Raw genomic sequence first — 16,093 nt, 5'->3', positions numbered from 1 at the left:
TGCATGAACCCCAGTCACGCACCATGCAAGTGCATGCGTGGCGATGCTCTATGCTTTGCCGGTCATTCGCCCGTCCATGCTCATGTCCGACCCGATTTCCGCTTTGCTGCTTGGCATCCTCGAAGGCCTCACCGAATTCCTCCCCGTTTCCAGCACCGGCCACCTGCTGATCGCCGAACGCTGGCTGGGCCACCGCTCGGACTTCTTCAACATCGTCATCCAGGCCGGCGCCATCCTCTCCGTCGCCCTGGTGTTCCGGCAGCGGCTGTGGTCGCTGGCCACCGGCCTGCACGAACCGGGCAACCGCGATTACGTGCTCAAGCTGGCCACCGCGTTCCTGGTGACCGCGGCGGTCGGCCTGCCGGTACGCATGGCCGGCTGGCAGCTGCCGGAAACCGTCACCCCGATAGCCTGGGCGCTGGTCTTCGGCGGCGTGTGGATGCTGCTGGCCGAACGCTTCGCCGCACGCCTGCCCGACCGCGACACCGTCACCTGGAAAGTCGCCGTCGGCGTGGGCCTGGCGCAGGTGGTGGCCGGCGTGTTCCCCGGTACCTCGCGGTCGGCCGCGGCGATCTTCCTGGCCATGCTGCTGGGCCTGAGCCGGCGCTCGTCCGCCGCCGAATTCGTGTTCCTGGTCGGCATCCCGACCATGTTCGCCGCCAGCGGCTACGCATTTTTCGAGCTGGCCCGCCATGGCCAGCTCGCGCACGAGGCATGGAGCGACGTCGGCATCGCCTTCGCCGCCGCCGTGGTGACCGGCTTCGTGGTGGTGAAGTGGCTGCTGGGCTACATCAAGCACCATCGCTTCACGGGCTTCGCTGTATACAGGATGGCCCTGGGCGCCGCACTGCTGCTGTTCCTGCCTGCTGGACACTGAATGCGGAAAGCCGCCGGCAACCCCGGCGGCCGGCGCCATGCGTTTGCATCGCTGGCACGATGGCAGCATGCCGCTGCATGCGCCTGTTTCCATCCGCCCTTTCCACCCGCTTGCCAAGGAGTACCCCATGAAGCGCATCCTGCTGCTGGCCCTGCCCGTCGCCCTGATGACGGCCTGCAACAACACCCCCGCCCCGGCCCCGGCCGATGCAACACCGCCGGCCAGCACCGCGCCGGCCGCCGCCGCACCGGTCGACGGCGCGCAGCTTGGCGCCAACCACTGGGTGCTCGACACCGCCACCGACAGCGCCGGCAAGCGCATCGATGCATTGTTCGCGCGCGCCGACAAGCCGGTCACCCTGGACTTTGCCGATGGCCGCCTGGCGGTGGACAACACCTGCAACCGCATGGGCGGTGGCTATACCCTGGCCGGTGACCAGCTCAGTGTCTCGCGCATGGCATCGACGATGATGGCCTGCGCCGACCCGGCGCTGATGGCACTGGACCAGGCCGTGGGCCAGCGCCTGGAAGGCACGCTGAAGGTCAGCCAGCTCGACGCGTCCACGCTCGTCCTGGGCAATGCCGCCGGCGATGTGCTGCGCTTCCGCGGCGAACCCACCGCCGAGACCCGCTACGGCGGCCCCGGCGAGACCGTGTTCCTCGAGGTGGATGCGCAGACCAGGCCGTGCCCGCACCCGCTGATCCCCGACAAGCAGTGCCTGCAGGTGCGCGAGGTGCAGTACGACGACAAGGGCCTGGAGCAGGGCAAGCGCGGCGAGTTCGCCAACTTCTACGACGGCATCGAGGGTTACAGCCACCAGGACGGCGTGCGCAACGTGCTGCGGGTCAAGCGCTATGCGGTGAAGAACCCGCCGGCCGACGCGTCTTCGCAGGCGTACGTGCTGGACATGGTGGTCAGCTCGGAAACGGCGAAGAAGTAACCGGGCTTCGCCGCATCCCGGAAACGACGAAGGGCGCCGCGCGGCGCCCTTCTTTTTTCATCCTGCGGGGTCACGCCAGCGCCGGGTTGAGCGTGTAGGTGCCGTGCAGCGCCGCTTCGGCCAGCACATGGCCGTGCATGGCGCGGTACGCGTCGGCGGCGCTGAAGTCGCCTTCCACCGGCAGCCGTTCCACGTCCAGCGCGAACAGGCGGAAGAAGTAACGGTGCACGCGCGCGTCGTTGAACGGCGGGTACGGGCCGTCGTAGCCGCGATAGACCCCGGCCATGTCCGGGTTGCCGGCGAACCAGGCGGTGTAGTCGTTCACGCCCTGGCGGGCACCGGCCGGGCCCGGCGGCAGCTGCTTGCCGCGCGCGGTGAAGCCCTCGCTGCAGCTGCCGGCGGCGATCTCGCGCAGCGACGCGGGAATGTCCACCATCACCCAGTGGATGAAGTCACCGCGCGGCTGCGCCAGCGGGATGCTCACGTCGTCGCGGCCGACCAGTTCCGGCACGGTCGGGGCATCCGGGTCCACGCATACCAGCGCGAACGAGCGCGTGCCTTCCGGCACCTCGCTCCACGCCAGCTGCGGATTGCGGTTGCCGGCGAAGCCATCGGCGTCACCGGCGGCGAATCCGGCCGGGATCGGCCGGCCATTGTCGAAACTCTGGCTGCTCAGTTTCATTGCCTTCTCCTCAGGTGAGGCGCCGACCCGGGCCGGCGCCTGCCACTACGGGTGGATCGCGTGCTCAGGCCTGCGGATAACCCAGGCGCGCGGCGACCGGGGCCAGGTGCGCGAACTCGGCCGCCAGCACCTGCGCGTACCGGCGCCAGTGGCCGGCCTCGATGGTGGCCGGGCCGAGGCTGCGCACCGGCGGGAAGCGCAGGCCGAAGGCCTGCTCCAGCAGCTCGCCCATCGCCGCCGGGTCGTTGACCGCGTCGTCGACGCGCAGGATCAGGTGGGTATACAGATCCTGCTCGTGCAGGTCGGCCACCTGTTCCAGCGCACGCGCCAGCCAGCGCGCGGCCTCGTCGGCCGAGGTCAGCGCCAGCGGCGCCGGCGCACCCAGTGCCAGCCATTCGACCAGCATGTCGCGCGGGTCGCGCACGGCAACCACCAGGCGGCCCTCCGGCAGCTGCGGGCGCAGCGCCCACAGCAGGGCGTTGTCCCACCACAGCAGCCAGTCGATCACGTTGCCGTCGGCGATGCCGCGTCCGGGCAGGGCATCGCGCCACTGCTGCACGAACTGCGCCGGGCTCAGGGTGTCGTCGGCCAGATGCTGCAGGGTATGGAAGTTCTGGAAGGCATCGTCCGGCGGGTTCGGGCCGAAGCGGTCGCTGCGCAGCACCTGGCTGCCCGCGGCCATCACCGTCACCACGCGCTCCACGCCCGAACCCGGCGCGCCCCAGACGAACAGCGGTCGCAGCGGGTTGTCCTGGGCAACCTCGCCGAGCGCCGGCCATTGGGCCGGGGCCTTGGCCTGCGGCGGCAGCGGCAGGCGCGAGGGCGCGAGTTCGTCGTGCAGGCGCAACCAGGTGGCCAGCGCCGCGGCCGGCTCGTTGGCACGATCCTGGACCGCACCCAGCCAGACCCGCAGTTCCGGATGCGCCGCTTCCGGGGCGCTGTCGATCAGGGCCTGCACGTGGGCGATGGCCGCCGCCGGCTCACGCGCGAGCAGCGCCTCGACAATGCGCTGCTCGCCGCTGACGCGGCCCGGTTCCAGCGCGACGATGCGCCGCGCCACCGCTTCGGCGGCATCGGCTTCCTCGTTCATGTCGTGCAGGCGCATGCGCGCCTCCAGCGCCGACAGATGCCCGGGCATCGCCGCCAGCCAGCGTTCGACCACCTCCACCGCTTCCGGGCTGCCGACCGGCGCCACCGCCAGCCGTGCCAGCCACAGGTCGTGCAGCTGCGGGTGCAGGGCCAACGCCGCGTCCAGGTCGGTGCGCGCCTCGTCCTCGCGGCCCAGCCGCTGCCAGGCCACCAGCAGCATCTGCAGCGTGGCGCGGTCGCCGGGCAGCTCCGCCAGCAGCGGGTGCAGGTACTCCAGCGCCTGCAATGGCTGGCCGGAGGCCAGTTCCAGCTCGCCGGCCAGGCGGCGCATGCCCGGGCTGTCGCCTTGCGGGGTGGCCAGCACCTGCCGCATCACTTCGGCGGCGCGGTCGGCATGGCCCTGGCGCAGCGCCAGCTGCACCAGCAGGCCGCGCAGGGCGTGGTTGGACGGGCTCAGTTCGAGCACGCGCCGGAACGCCTGCTCGGCGAAGGCCAGCAGGTCCTTGGCCAGATAGGCGAAGCCCAGCGCGTAGAGCACCCGCGGGTCATCGGGCAGGCGCTGGCTGGCGGCCGACAACACCGCCAGCGCGCGGTCCGCGTCGCCGCGGCGCAGCGCGACCATGCCTTCGATGGCGCCCAGCTCCGGGCTGTCAGGCTCCACCCGCGCGGCCATGCGGCCGAGGCGCTCGGCCTCGTCGATGTCCTCGCGGGCCAACGCCAGGTGCGCCTGCATCAGGTAGGCGGAGAATTCGTTGGGATTGAGCGCGGTGGTGCGCTCCAGTGCCTGCCCGGCAGCCTCGATGCGGCGCTGGGCCAGCAGCAGGCCGGCATGCTGCAGGTGCAGGTCGGCGTCGTCCGGCGCCAGCGCCAGGGCCTGTTCCAGGCTGGCCAGGGCGGCGGCGGCATCACCCTGTTGCTGCAGGGCCAGCGCCAGCCAGCGGTGGGCCTGCGGTTGCTGCGGTTCGGCGCCAACCCATTGCCGGGCCGCGGCCACGGCTTCGTCGGTGGCGTTGCGGCGCAGGGCGTTGATGATCGTGTCTTGCATGGCAGTCCGGCGTAGGCGCAAAACGCCATTGTAGCCGGGCTCTGCCCGGCACCCGCGCCCGGTCCGCCGTCCGCAGCGTCAGGAGCCGAGCGCGGGCACGGCATCGCCCGGGGCCTGCCTCGCGCCCACCGCGGCCGCCAGCCGTTGCGCCACCCAGCGCTCGGAGAAGCCGTCACCGCGCAGGTTCTCGATGAAGCCGCAGTGGCCGCCCCAGCGCGCGATCTCCAGCCGCGCGTGCACCGGCAGGCGCCAGTGGCGGAAGGAGGTGAACGGGATCACCGGATCGTCGCGTGCCATCAGGATGTCGGCCGGCACTTGCAGCGCGGACAGGCGCTGGCCGGCGATGGAGTAGCCGTCGAAGTAGTCCTGCAGCGTGGCGAAGGCGGTATGCCGTTCGACCAGCCAGCCGGTCAGTGCGCGGATCCCCAGCCTCAACACCGCATCGTCGCAGTCGGCCAGCTCCGGGAACAGTTCGCGCTTGCGGCGCAGCGAGCCGGTCCACTTGCGGCGGAAGTACCAGTCGTACATCGCCGGGCCGCGCTCGATGCTGTCCATCGTCTGCGCCGGGTCCAGCACCGGGCACACCGAGGCCACGTGGCGCAGCGGTACGCCGGCGGCCGGCGCGTGCAGGGCCAGGCGCAGCACGAAGTTGCCACCCAGCGAATACCCCGCAGCGACCAGCGGCAGCCCCGGGAAGCGGCTGGCCAGGTCGCCGGCCGCATGCACCACCTCGCCGATGCGGCAGGAATGGAAGATCCCCGGATTGAGGTGATGGGTGTTGCCGTGGTCGCGGAAGTTCAGCCGCACCACGTCGAAGCCCTGCTCGAGCATGCGCGCGGCGGTCATGCGCATGTAGCTGGACTCGGCGCTGCCCTCCCAGCCGTGCAGCAGCAGCGCCAGGCCAACCGGTGCATTGCCCGGCAGGCGGCTGTGCCAGGCCTGCAGGCGCACGCCGTCGCCACCGTCGAGGATGAGTTCGCCGGTGACCGCGCCGCTGGACGCCAACAGCTGCTGGCCACGGCGCAGGCGCACGCCGCTGGACGCCAGCATCGACTGCAGGTGCGGGTTGCGCAGCCACGGCGGCGGCTGGTAATGGGCGACGCTCAACATGGTGCTCATGCTGCTCTCCCCCGGCGGGAGAGGGCGTGAACCGCCGCCGTGGGCCGGCAGGCGCTCACGGCTGGCCACAGCTGCGGGGCGCGCGCCACGCAAACACGCCGTTACGGGCCTTCCATCGCGGCGATGATGCGCGCGCGCGAGGTCTCGGCGATGCGCCGGCGCCCTTCAAGGTCGTGACTGGCGATCGGTTCCAGGAAGTGCACTTCGGCACGCCGCGCCGGTTCGCCCAGCAGGCGCAGGAAGTTGCCGAAGAAACTCTCGCCCGGCGCGAATGCGACCCGGGTCTGGGCGTCGCCGCGCACCCCGTAGCGCAATGCCACCGGCTGCACCGGCACGCCGGTTTCCACCGCCGCCTGGAAGATCCGCGCATGGAAGGGGCCGACCTCGTGGCCGCCGCGGGTGCGGCCTTCCGGGAACACCGCGACCGGCCGGCCCTCGCGCAGGCGCTTGGCCATCTCCTCCATCACCCCGCCCAGCGACTCGGTGTTGCCGCGCTGGTGGTAGATGGTGTGGCCACGGGTGGCGAGCCAGCCCACCAGCGGCCAGCCGGCGATCTCGCGCTTGGCCACGAAGCCGACCATCTTCTGGCTGTGGATCATGCTGATGTCGACCCAGCCGACATGGTTGGCGACAAACAGCACCGCACCCGGCAACGGCTGGCCGGTGCGCTGCAGGCGGAAGCCGAAGATCCACATCAGGCCGCCGGACCACCAGCGCACCACCTTGTGTTCGAGCGGATCGCTGGCTGCACCGAGGCGGCCGAACGGCGGCGCCATCAGCAGCAGGATCAGCGGCAGGAAAACCACGACGTGGACCAGCAGCAGCGGCACGCGGTACAGATAGCGGAACGCACGCGCCACGCTGCCCTGGCGGGCGGGACGGGGGGAAGTCATCCGCGCAAGATACCGGATGCGGTCCGGCTTCCGCCAGCACATGGCAGGGGGCCTGCCGGGCTCCTCACCCCGAGCCGCGGGCAAAGCGGTATAAATCCGCTCACGCCTACAGGGGAGCGTGGACATGGAGCGGTTATCGCGGTCGCTGGCCGGGGACATGCTGCCGCTGTTGTCGGCGGCGCTGGAGCAGGTCGACAGCGGCGTGATCGTGTTCGATGGCCAGAACCGCATCGTGTACTTCAACAAGGCCATGGAAGCCCTGTCCGGCTGGTCACGCGACGAGGTGGCGGGGCGCAACCTGGGCTTCCTGGCCCCGGAGGTCATGCGCGAACGCTACGACAGCGACCTGCATCCGGGGTCGGCCAACCGCGTGCGCGAACTGGCCAGCCAGCCGCGCGACGTGCAGATGGTGCGCAAGGACGGGCAGACCCGCTGGATCAGCGTGTCGCTGGCGCGGACCCCGGCCGTGGACGGCCAGCTGCACATGGCCTTCATCCGCGACGTGACCACCCGGCGCCAGCGCCAGGAGCGCGAGCGGCTGCTGTCGCTCGGCTTCGACGAGACCCAGAGCGCGGTGCTGATCACCGACGCGCGCGGCCGCGTGGTGCATCTGAACAAGGGCTTCTGCCGCCTGTTCGGCTTCGATGCCAGCCAGGTCCTGCGCCGCCACGTCGCCGCGCTGCTGGTGCCCGACCGCGCCCGGCGCCGCACGACGCTGGCCCAGGCCGCACGCCTGCTGGCCGGCGAGCCGGTGTGCTGCGACGAGCGCGTGGCCTGCCGCGACGGCCACCCGCTGTGGTGCGCGATCAGCATCAACCCGATCTTCGACGACTACGGCGCGCTGGCCAACCTGGTCATCGTGCTGATGGACATCACCCACACCAAGGTCCACGAGGTACTGCAGCACCGGATGCTGGATGCGCTGGTGCGCGAGGTTCCCACCAGCGAGGTGATGCAGATGATGTGCCGCGACGTCGAGCAGATCGCGCCGCAGGTGCTGTGCTCGGTGCTGCGGGTCGAGGATGGGCGGCTGCGCACGCTGGCCGCGCCCAGCCTGCCGGAGGCCTACACGCGACAGGTGGACGGCATCCCGATCGGGCCCGGCGTGGGCAGCTGCGGTACCGCCGCGCATACCGGGCAGACGGTGGTGGCGCGCGACATCACGCTGGACCCGAACTGGCAGGGCATCAGCCACATGGCGCTGGCCCACGGCCTGGCGGCGTGCTGGTCCACGCCGATCAAGGCCAGCGACGGCCGCGTGCTGGGCACGTTCGCCTTCTACTACCGCCGCCCGCACGATCCCGATGCCTTCCACCGCCGCCTGGTGGACGTCATCGTGCACCTGTGCGCGCTGGCGCTGGAGCGCGAGGAGGCCCGCAACCGCATCCGCCGGCTGGCCTTCTACGACGACCTCACCGGCCTGCCCAACCGCAACCTGCTGCATGCCCAGGCCGACCAGGCGATCGCCGCGGCCGCCGCCTCCGAACAGGCGCTGGCGGTGCTGTTCATCGACCTGGACAGGTTCAAGCAGATCAACGACTCGTTCGGCCACCCCGGGGGCGACCAGCTGCTGCGCGCGGTCTCGCACCGCCTGCAGGAAGAGGCCGGGCCGGCGGACATCGTCGGCCGCCTGTCCGGCGACGAGTTCGTGATGGTGCTCAACCCCTGCGACGCGCAATCCGCCGGCGAACGCGCCGAGCGCATCCTGCGCCGGCTGTCGTTGCCGCTGCAGCTGGACGACGTGCAGATCCGGCCGTCGGCCAGCGTCGGCATCAGCATGTTCCCGCACGACGGCCACGACACCGAGACCCTGCTGCACCACGCCGACGTAGCCATGTACCAGGCCAAGAACAGCGGCCGCAACGGCGCCCGGTTCTATTCGCGCGAGATGGACCACAACGCGCAGGAGCGGCTGGCGCTGGAAACCGCGCTGCGCGAGGCGGTCGAACAGCGCCAGCTGCACCTGCACTACCAGCCGCAGGTCGGCATCGGCGACGGCCGCCTGCGCGGGGTGGAGGCGCTGGCGCGCTGGCGGCACCCGCGGCTGGGCGACGTGCCGCCGATGCAGTTCATCCCGCTGGCCGAGGAATGCGGGCTGATCGGCGATATCGGCCACTGGGTGCTGGAGGAGGCCTGCGCGCAGCTGGCACGGTGGCGGCGTGCCGGGCTGCAGGTGCCTTCGGTGGCGGTGAACCTGTCGCCGACCGACTTCCACGACCTGGAACTGCCGCTGCGCATCGAGCAGGTGCTGCGGCACGAAGCGCTGGCGCCGGACGACCTGAAGGTGGAGATCACCGAGGACGTGCTGCTGGACACCGACCCCAGCACCCTGCGCACGCTGCATGCGGTGCACGCGCTGGGCGTGCGCCTGTCGATGGACGACTTCGGCACCGGCTATTCCAGCCTGAGCTACCTGCGCCTGCTGCCGATCAGCGAACTCAAGCTGGACCGCAGCTTCGTGCGCGGCATCGAGAACGACGAGGTGGCCAGCGCGCTGACCCGCGCCATCGCCCACATCGGCCAGAGCCTGCGGCTGACGGTGGTCGCCGAGGGCGTGGAAAGCGTCGAACAGCTGCGCATGCTCGGCGAGCAGGGCTACGGCATCGCCCAGGGCTACCACTTCACCCCGGCACTGCCCGCGCACGAACTGGAAACGTGGATCCACGAACGCCTGGCGGACACCGCGTTCGCGCACGCGTAGGCCGGCGGCATCGCGCCCGGGGGCGCGTCAGGCCGGCACCACCGCCAGGGTCAGGCGCGAGATGCACACCGGCTTGCCGGCCTCGTTCTCGATGCGGATTTCCCAGACCTGGGTGGTGCGCCCGACGTGCAGCGCGCGCGCGGTGCCGGTGACCACGCCGGTGCGGGCCGCGCGCAGGTGGTTGGCGTTGATCTCCAGCCCCACGCAGACCTGGCTGGCGGTATCCACGCACAGGTTGCCGGCGCTGCTGCCCAGGGTCTCGGCCAGCACCACCGAGGCACCGCCGTGGAGCAGCCCGTAGGGCTGGCGGGTGCGCTCGTCCACCGGCATGGTCGCCTGCAGCCAGTCCTCGCCGGCGCCGGTGAAGACGATGCCGAGGTGCTCGATCAGGGTGCCGCGACTGAGGCGGTTGAGTTCATCCAGCGAAACGGGGGCGCGGAAAGCCATGGCGATGACCGGTGTGGGATGCATGCCATTTTACGGCGCCGCGCGCCGCCCCGAGTCAGGCGAACAGATCGTCCTGCGCCGGCGGATAGCGCAGCCGGCCATCGACCACGCGCGCAGTGGCGGTGAGCACGTGTGCCGGTGCGTGGCCGGCATCGAGGATGTGTCGTACCCCGATGCCGTGCACGCTGAGCTGGTCGGCGATCAGCCGGCGGTGGCAGCGCCACCACAGCGCTTCGGCGCACATCAGCGCGGTGCGGCGGCGCACGGCCAGTTCCAGCAACCGCGCCAGCCCATTGGCGAACTCGGCGCTGTCCAGGTGATCGGCGTAGCCCTGGAAGGCGGCATTGCGCCAGCCACCGTTGGGTGAGCCGGGTTGCACGCGGCGACGCCCGCCCAGCTGCGGCAGCCACAGGTACTCCACGCCCGCCGCCGGCAGGGTCTGCGCCAGGGTCTGGCCGGCGAACCACGGATGGCGCCGCGAACCCGGGAAACGACGCACATCGGCCACGGCCTGGATGCCGTAGCCGGCCAGCAGCGCGAGGAAGTCGTCCTGGCTGCGGGTGGAGTGGCCGATGGTCCAGACGGTGACGGCGCCACTCATGTCAGCCGATCTTCTCCAGTGCCGCGCCGCGGTGCATGGCGATGTGGTCGCTGTGGTCACTGCGGATCGCGTACTGCGGGTCGTCTTCGCTGCAACGGCGCACGTGGCCCTTGTACGGCGTGTCGCGGATATGCACTCGGATGACATGGCCGGTGACGTGGCCGGCTTCGGAATTCCAGCGCACGTGGTCGCCGACCTTGAAGGCGCGGTGCATGGTCGTCCTCGGTGCAGGCAGGGGGACGCCCATTGCAACCGAAGCCGCGTCCACGCACCGTGTGCGCGCTACAGGATCGGCACCAGCCCGGCGCCGAACGCGGTCAGCATGCGCACCAGCAGCCATTTCGGGCCGACGTCGACCTCGGGAAAGTCGCCCACCGGCGCGTAGCAGCGGCGGAAATCCGGGTCGTGCCGCGACAGCGGCAGCGGGCATTCCGGTCCAGGCTGGAACGCGTAGTTGGTGGCATAGCGCCACGGCCAGACATCGAGGATAGGCAGCGCCTCGGAGGCCTTGCCCAGGCTGTAGTTCAGGCCCGACAGCACCGGCGCCTTCTCGCGCGGCGCCACTGCCCAGGCGTTGTCCGGCGAAATGTCGCGCAGGATGCTCTGCGCCAGCTGCTCGGCGAATACCGGGTCGTCGATGATCACCGCGCCCTCGGTGTTGTAGTTCTCGCTGCGCGGATCGAAGTTGTGGGTGCCGACCACGCCGATGCGGCGGTCCACCACCAGCGACTTGGCATGCAGGCCCATGCGCGCGCCGCGGCGGGTGACCGGCAGCGGGCGGTTGGCCGCCTTGCTGCCGAGGAACGAGGGCCGGGTCTCGGTGCGCAGCACTTCGCGCTCGACCTCGCTGCCGTCGGCACCGGCGCGCCGCCCGGAGCCGCTGCCGCGCACGTTGCTGCCGGCCGCGCTTGCCCCGATCAGGCGGTGCGGCGGTGGCGGTACCTGCGTGTCGTCCAGCGCCGCGGACAACAGGTTGTCCGGGGCCACCGGCGCATCCAGCGGGAATGGCTTGTACTCGTAGATGTCGAAGCCCAGCACGCGCAGGTTGCGGCGCTTGTACTTGTAGGCCATCGCATAGACGATCGGGTTGTCGGTCGCCGCCAGGCTGTTGGTGGACACCACCACGCGCGGCGGTTGCGGGCGCGCGCGCAGGTCCTTGAACAGTTGCTGCGCCGGCTCGGACAGGACCAGGTACGGGGTCTGCAGCAGCACTTCGGACTGCGCGCCCGCGATCAGCGTGTCCAGCCGCGGTTCGGTGGCGTTGGGCAGCGGGTCGCCGCGGTGCTTGCGCGGCAGGTCGGCGACATAGGCCACCGAGCGCACCGGCAGCGTGGTGTCGACGAACGCCTCGGTGACGAACGCCGGGTCAGCGGCCTCGGCCGCTGCGCGTGCCACCCGCTCCGGGCGCCGGAAATGCGCCGCGGGCATTGCCGGCACGCCGTTCCGCAGCAGGGTGCGGCCGACATCGTTGAGGCGCTCGGCCGGCACGCTGCGGGGCGCGTCCCAGAACGCCTGGAAGTTGGCGGCCATCTCGCGCGCCTCGGGCCCGGCCACCACCACGTCGCGGTCGCGGAAGTTGTACTCGCGGTCCCAGTCGTAATAGTCGTCCTGGTAGTTGCGGCCACCCACCACCCCGACCACCCCGTCGACCACCAGCAACTTGTTGTGCATGCGCTGGTTGAAGCGGCGGAAGCAGCACAGCACGCTGCCGGCGTAGTCGAAGTAATTGAGCTTGGCCTTGCCGAACGCGGGGTTGTAGATGCGCAGCTCGAAGTTGGCGTGCGCGCCGGACAGCGCGGCGAGCATCTGCACGTCGGAGATCGCCGAGAGCTGGTCGATCAGCACCCGCACCCTGACCCCGCGGCGGGCGGCGTCCAGCAGCGCATCGATGATCATGCGGGCGCTGTCGTCGGTATCGAAGATATAGGTCTGCAGGTCGATGCTGCGGCTGGCGCTGTGGATCAGGTTCAGCCGCGCCACCAGCGACAGTTCGCCCTCGTCCAGGATCGTGGCGTAGTGCCGCGGCGCGCCGGCGGCGGCGGAGTCGGCGATGGCCTGGGCGCCAAGCGCGCGCAGCGGCGACCGCAGTGCGCAGCGGTCGGGACGGTCGCAGTCCAGGGCGGTCGGGCGCGCAGATACGGCAATGCCCTGCGCGCGGTCGCGCTGCTGCGCGGACAGCGACGCGCAGCCGCCGGCCAGCAGGGCCATGCCGAGCAGCAGCAGGCGCAGCAGCAGGTTCACGGCTGGGAGGCGCCCAACAGGCGCGTACGCAATATGAAGGTCACACGGTCACCCAGGGCGAACTGCCAGCTGTCCATGCCGTAACGACCGCGCTGGACGGTACCCCGGCTTACCAGGTCGCAATCATAGCCCGGCCTGGCGCATTCAGGCTGTTCCAGGTGCAGCACCTCGCGCCGGCTGATGCCGCGGATGGTCAACCGCCCCTCCACGCTGCCACCGCGCTCGACGATGTCCGGGTCGTAGGGATCGGACTCGAATTCGACCAGCGGGTGGCGCTGCGCGTCGAAGAAATCCTCGCCACGCATCCAGCCGGTGTAGCGCGGCTTGCCGGGAATCTCGACATACTGGGTGAACATGCGCAGGCGCACCTGGTGGCGGCCGTCGGGCAGCACCGTGATCCAGCCGTCGAAGCGCGGGAACTGGCCCTCGATCCGCTGCCCGAAGCGGGTACGGATCTCGAAACCGAAGCGCGAATGGGTGGTATCGAACTGCAGCGGCTGCGGCGCCGCGACCGCCGTGCCCGTCGCCGCCAGCCAGCTCAGCAGCAGTCCGCAACGCACCCACCGCATGCGTTCAGTCCCTGTCCACGGCCCCGGGACGGCGCGCGGCCACGCACGCGCGCCCGGCCGGCTTGCGGCTCATGCCACCGGGCATGCGTCCCGCCCTGGCGGGCGTGGCGTGCCGGCACCGTCGACGCAACGGGATCATCGGCTCACGGCCACCAGAAGGCAGCCAGGCGGGCGATGCCCGGTTCGATGGCCGCGGCCATCGGCAGCGACAGCACCGCGACCGAGGCGGTGGGCATGCCGCGGTAGTCGCCGGACTGGCCGCTGTGCATCAGCGCCACCAGCCGCTCCATGCCCGGGTTGTGGCCGACCAGCAGCAGGCGCTCGACCTCGCGGTGCTCGTCCACCAGCGCGGCCAAGGTGCCGGGGGTGGCGTCGTAGATCCGCTCCTCCAGGCGCTGCTCGACGTAGCCGGTCAGCGACAGCACCGCCTCCAGCGTCTCTCGGGCGCGCCGCGCCGGCGAGCACAGCACCCGGTCCGGCACCAGCCGCTGCTCCAGCAGCCAGCGACCGGCCGCCTCGGCTTCGGCCAGGCCATGCGGGGAAAGCGGGCGATCGATATCGGCCAGGCCATTGTCGGCCGGCTCGGCATGGGCATGTCGCAGCAGGATCAGTTCACGCATGAGGATTCATTAGCTCCGGGTCAGACCTTGTTCAACCATTTCAGAAGCGGCTCCCAGTCCTGCTGGTGTTCGCGGACCTGGGCGGAGTGGTAGTCGAACAGGCTGCGGCCCAGGCCGACCATGACCACGTAACTCTGGCTGTCGCGCAGCTGCGCGACCACCTCGTAGGGCCATTGCGCCAGCATCTGCCGCGCCTGCTGCGAGGTCTGCGTCCACGGCTTGGTGCGGTTGAGCACCAGGCCCACCGGCAGCGCGCGCGAGTGCACGCGCTTGACCCTGGCCAGACTGTTCAGGAAACCGACGATGGCCTCGATGTCCAGCGCCGACGGCAACACCGGCACCACCACCGCATCGGCCACGTCCAGGAAATGCTCGAGATCGTCCGCAAGCGCACCTGCCGGGGCATCGATGATCACCTCCTCGGCGCCATCGGGGATGTGCTTCTCCCAGGACTTCCTGCGGTGGACATCCACCGGCAGCACGGCACTGTCCAGGCCGGCGCGGCGCTCCGCCCAGCGCGTGCTCGACCCCTGCGGGTCGGCATCGGCGATCACCGTCGCCCTGCCCTGCAGCGCCGCATGCGCGGCCAGGTGCGTGGCGATGGTGCTCTTGCCCACACCGCCCTTGGAACCGGCCACCAGGATCGTCTTCATGCACGCCTCGTTTTGCGCGGGACTGCCCGCAGCGTACACCGGCGCGCGACGGCCGCGGTAGTCGGCGCGTGAGGACACCCCTGCCGGGACGGGATGCTTTGCTATCGTGGCGACCCACACCGGAGCCACCATGAGCGAACTGCAGGACCTGACCGCGCTGATCCGCGCCAATACCCCGCTGATCGTCATTGAAACCGCGGACGAGGCCCGCGTGGTGGACCTGTTCCGGCAGGCGCTGATGCACGTGTGGCGGGCGTTGTACCGCTGGTCGATCACCGAGGGCCTGCGCCGCATCGACATGGACCGCGAAGACGACGCCGTCGGGCCGCCCGACGCCAGCTCGGCGCTGCGGATGATCCAGGAGGCCGAGCAGCGGGGCATTTACCTGCTGCTCGATTTCCACCCCTACCTGGGCTACGCCAGCCACCAGCGCCTTCTGCGCGACATCGTGCAGCGCCGGCACAGCCAGCCGCACGTGCTGGTGCTGGTCGGCACCAAGGTCGAGCTGCCGGCCGAACTGGAGGCGCTGGCCACCCGCTTCAATCCGCGCCTGCCCGACGCCAACGCGCTGCTGAAGATGCTGCGCGAGGAAGCGGCCGCCTACGCCGGCGACAACGGCGGCCGCCGCGTGGAGGTGGACCAGGACGCGGTGCGGCAGATCCTGCGCAACCTGCAGGGCCTGAGCCTGCCCGACGCGCGCCGCATCGCCCGCCAGCTGATCTACGCCGACGGCGCGCTGCGTGCCGACGACCTGCCGCAACTGGCCAGGCTGAAGTTCGAACTGCTCAACCGCAGCGGCCACCTGCACTACGAATACGACAGCGCGCGCTTCGGCGAGGTGGCCGGTGCCACGCGGCTCAAGCGCTGGATCGAACAGCGCAGGGCGGTGTTCGTCGCCGGCGATGCGCCGCCCGGGCTGGATCCGCCGCGCGGCATGCTGCTGCTCGGCGTGCAGGGCTGCGGCAAGTCGATGCTGGCCAAGGCCACCGCGGCGGGCTTCGGCGTGCCGCTGCTGCGCCTGGACTTCGCCACGCTGTACAACAAGTACCACGGCGAAACCGAGAAGAACCTGCGCGACGCGCTGGCCTCGGCCGAACAGCTGGCGCCGTGCGTGCTGTGGATCGACGAGGTCGAGAAGGGCCTGGCCAGCAGCGGCGAGGACGGCGGCGTCTCGCGCCGGGTGCTGGGCTACCTGCTGACCTGGATGGCCGAGCGCAAGGCGCCGGTGTTCATCGTCGCCACCGCCAACCAGGTGCACGAGCTGCCGGCCGAACTGCTGCGCAAGGGCCGCTTCGACGAGATCTTCTTCGTCGACCTGCCCACGCCCGACACCCGCGTGGAGCTGCTGCGCCTGCACCTGGACAAACGTGGACTGGACGCCGAGGGCTTCGCCCTGCCCGCCCTGGCCGCCGCTGCCGATGGCTTTTCCGGCGCCGAGATCGAACAGGCGGTGGTCGCCGGCCTGTACGCCGCGTATGCCGAGCGCAGGCCGCTGGACACCGACCTGCTGATGGCCGAGATCCGCAGCACGCGGCCGCTGTCGGTGCTGATGGCCGAGCAGGTGCAGGCGCTGCGCGACTGGGCACGCGGGCGCACGGTACCGGCCGGGTGAGCCG

At 70.9% G+C, this 16,093-nt stretch carries 15 protein-coding genes; 4 read left to right on the top strand and 11 right to left on the bottom strand.

From position 1 onward, the window contains the following. Window positions 1–82 precede the first annotated feature (82 nt). Window positions 83–877: an undecaprenyl-diphosphate phosphatase gene (locus QQA12_RS00490; protein ID WP_054668555.1), complete on the top strand. Its 795-nt coding sequence runs from the start codon at window positions 83–85 to the stop codon at window positions 875–877. A gap of 127 nt (window positions 878–1,004) precedes the next feature. After that, on the top strand, window positions 1,005–1,817 hold the full coding sequence (locus tag QQA12_RS00485; RefSeq protein ID WP_226050807.1) for an META and DUF4377 domain-containing protein: 813 nt from the start codon (window positions 1,005–1,007) through the stop codon (window positions 1,815–1,817). A 70-nt stretch (window positions 1,818–1,887) separates the two neighbouring features. Here QQA12_RS00485 and QQA12_RS00480 read toward each other — a convergent pair whose 3' ends face one another. The 4 genes from QQA12_RS00480 to QQA12_RS00465 form a co-directional block, all read right to left on the bottom strand. After that, window positions 1,888–2,499, bottom strand: coding sequence for a YbhB/YbcL family Raf kinase inhibitor-like protein (locus QQA12_RS00480; RefSeq protein WP_226050808.1), 612 nt, complete (start codon window positions 2,497–2,499; stop codon window positions 1,888–1,890). A 64-nt stretch (window positions 2,500–2,563) separates the two neighbouring features. Further along, the gene (locus QQA12_RS00475; protein ID WP_226050809.1) at window positions 2,564–4,633 is read right to left on the bottom strand and encodes a tetratricopeptide repeat protein; all 2,070 of its coding nucleotides are present in this window, start codon (window positions 4,631–4,633) and stop codon (window positions 2,564–2,566) included. Window positions 4,634–4,711: 78 nt separating this feature from the next. Further along, window positions 4,712–5,740, bottom strand: a complete 1,029-nt coding sequence (locus QQA12_RS00470) for an alpha/beta fold hydrolase (RefSeq protein WP_182212887.1) — start codon at window positions 5,738–5,740, stop codon at window positions 4,712–4,714. 113 nt (window positions 5,741–5,853) lie between these two features. Then, on the bottom strand, window positions 5,854–6,645 hold the full coding sequence (locus tag QQA12_RS00465; RefSeq protein WP_056932544.1) for a lysophospholipid acyltransferase family protein: 792 nt from the start codon (window positions 6,643–6,645) through the stop codon (window positions 5,854–5,856). A 124-nt stretch (window positions 6,646–6,769) separates the two neighbouring features. Here QQA12_RS00465 and QQA12_RS00460 point away from each other — a divergent pair, with 124 nt between their 5' ends. After that, window positions 6,770–9,346, top strand: a complete 2,577-nt coding sequence (locus QQA12_RS00460) for an EAL domain-containing protein (protein WP_226050810.1) — start codon at window positions 6,770–6,772, stop codon at window positions 9,344–9,346. A 27-nt stretch (window positions 9,347–9,373) separates the two neighbouring features. On the opposite strand, the gene QQA12_RS00455 is transcribed toward QQA12_RS00460, so the two are convergent. The 7 genes from QQA12_RS00455 to QQA12_RS00425 form a co-directional block, all read right to left on the bottom strand. Continuing rightward, the gene (locus tag QQA12_RS00455) at window positions 9,374–9,793 is read right to left on the bottom strand and encodes a hotdog fold thioesterase (RefSeq protein ID WP_056932542.1); all 420 of its coding nucleotides are present in this window, start codon (window positions 9,791–9,793) and stop codon (window positions 9,374–9,376) included. Between the two features lie 55 nt (window positions 9,794–9,848). Then, complete coding sequence (locus tag QQA12_RS00450; protein WP_226050811.1) at window positions 9,849–10,394, bottom strand: DUF488 domain-containing protein; 546 nt, start codon at window positions 10,392–10,394, stop codon at window positions 9,849–9,851. A gap of 1 nt (window position 10,395) precedes the next feature. After that, entirely contained in the window at window positions 10,396–10,608 is a 213-nt protein-coding gene (locus QQA12_RS00445; protein WP_226050812.1) for a DUF2945 domain-containing protein, read from the bottom strand. Between the two features lie 68 nt (window positions 10,609–10,676). Further along, window positions 10,677–12,635 (bottom strand): phospholipase D family protein, encoded by a 1,959-nt coding sequence (locus QQA12_RS00440; RefSeq protein WP_226050813.1) that lies wholly within the window; start codon window positions 12,633–12,635, stop codon window positions 10,677–10,679. Further along, complete coding sequence (locus QQA12_RS00435) at window positions 12,632–13,204, bottom strand: YceI family protein (protein ID WP_082595107.1); 573 nt, start codon at window positions 13,202–13,204, stop codon at window positions 12,632–12,634. The genes QQA12_RS00440 and QQA12_RS00435 overlap by 4 nt, the downstream gene beginning before the upstream one ends. Window positions 13,205–13,347: 143 nt before the next feature. After that, window positions 13,348–13,824, bottom strand: a complete 477-nt coding sequence (locus tag QQA12_RS00430; protein ID WP_054662172.1) for a histidine phosphatase family protein — start codon at window positions 13,822–13,824, stop codon at window positions 13,348–13,350. 20 nt (window positions 13,825–13,844) lie between these two features. Further along, window positions 13,845–14,477, bottom strand: coding sequence for a ParA family protein (locus QQA12_RS00425; RefSeq protein ID WP_054668550.1), 633 nt, complete (start codon window positions 14,475–14,477; stop codon window positions 13,845–13,847). Between the two features lie 130 nt (window positions 14,478–14,607). Between QQA12_RS00425 and QQA12_RS00420 the strand changes: the two genes are divergently transcribed. Beyond that, a complete protein-coding gene (locus tag QQA12_RS00420; RefSeq protein WP_056932538.1) occupies window positions 14,608–16,089 on the top strand; it encodes an AAA family ATPase in 1,482 nt (493 codons plus the stop codon). Window positions 16,090–16,093 lie beyond the last annotated feature (4 nt).

Origin of the sequence: Stenotrophomonas sp. 17(2023) (assembly GCF_030345315.1) — a bacterium.
GTDB lineage: Bacteria > Pseudomonadota > Gammaproteobacteria > Xanthomonadales > Xanthomonadaceae > Stenotrophomonas > Stenotrophomonas acidaminiphila.
This window is presented reverse-complemented; position numbering and strand designations above follow the sequence as displayed.

Excerpts from the sequence above, each read along its gene's own strand:
- QQA12_RS00430 (WP_054662172.1), bottom strand. The coding sequence starts at position 13,824 with ATGCGTGAACTGATCCTGCTGCGACATGCCCATGCCGAGCCGGCCGAC.
- QQA12_RS00460 (WP_226050810.1), top strand. The coding sequence starts at position 6,770 with ATGGAGCGGTTATCGCGGTCGCTGGCCGGGGACATGCTGCCGCTGTTG.
- QQA12_RS00480 (WP_226050808.1), bottom strand. The coding sequence starts at position 2,499 with ATGAAACTGAGCAGCCAGAGTTTCGACAATGGCCGGCCGATCCCGGCC.
- QQA12_RS00485 (WP_226050807.1), top strand. The coding sequence starts at position 1,005 with ATGAAGCGCATCCTGCTGCTGGCCCTGCCCGTCGCCCTGATGACGGCC.
- QQA12_RS00420 (WP_056932538.1), top strand. The coding sequence starts at position 14,608 with ATGAGCGAACTGCAGGACCTGACCGCGCTGATCCGCGCCAATACCCCG.
- QQA12_RS00425 (WP_054668550.1), bottom strand. The coding sequence starts at position 14,477 with ATGAAGACGATCCTGGTGGCCGGTTCCAAGGGCGGTGTGGGCAAGAGC.
- QQA12_RS00475 (WP_226050809.1), bottom strand. The coding sequence starts at position 4,633 with ATGCAAGACACGATCATCAACGCCCTGCGCCGCAACGCCACCGACGAA.
- QQA12_RS00450 (WP_226050811.1), bottom strand. The coding sequence starts at position 10,394 with ATGAGTGGCGCCGTCACCGTCTGGACCATCGGCCACTCCACCCGCAGC.
- QQA12_RS00455 (WP_056932542.1), bottom strand. The coding sequence starts at position 9,793 with ATGGCTTTCCGCGCCCCCGTTTCGCTGGATGAACTCAACCGCCTCAGT.
- QQA12_RS00435 (WP_082595107.1), bottom strand. The coding sequence starts at position 13,204 with ATGCGGTGGGTGCGTTGCGGACTGCTGCTGAGCTGGCTGGCGGCGACG.
- QQA12_RS00465 (WP_056932544.1), bottom strand. The coding sequence starts at position 6,645 with ATGACTTCCCCCCGTCCCGCCCGCCAGGGCAGCGTGGCGCGTGCGTTC.
- QQA12_RS00490 (WP_054668555.1), top strand. The coding sequence starts at position 83 with ATGTCCGACCCGATTTCCGCTTTGCTGCTTGGCATCCTCGAAGGCCTC.
- QQA12_RS00445 (WP_226050812.1), bottom strand. The coding sequence starts at position 10,608 with ATGCACCGCGCCTTCAAGGTCGGCGACCACGTGCGCTGGAATTCCGAA.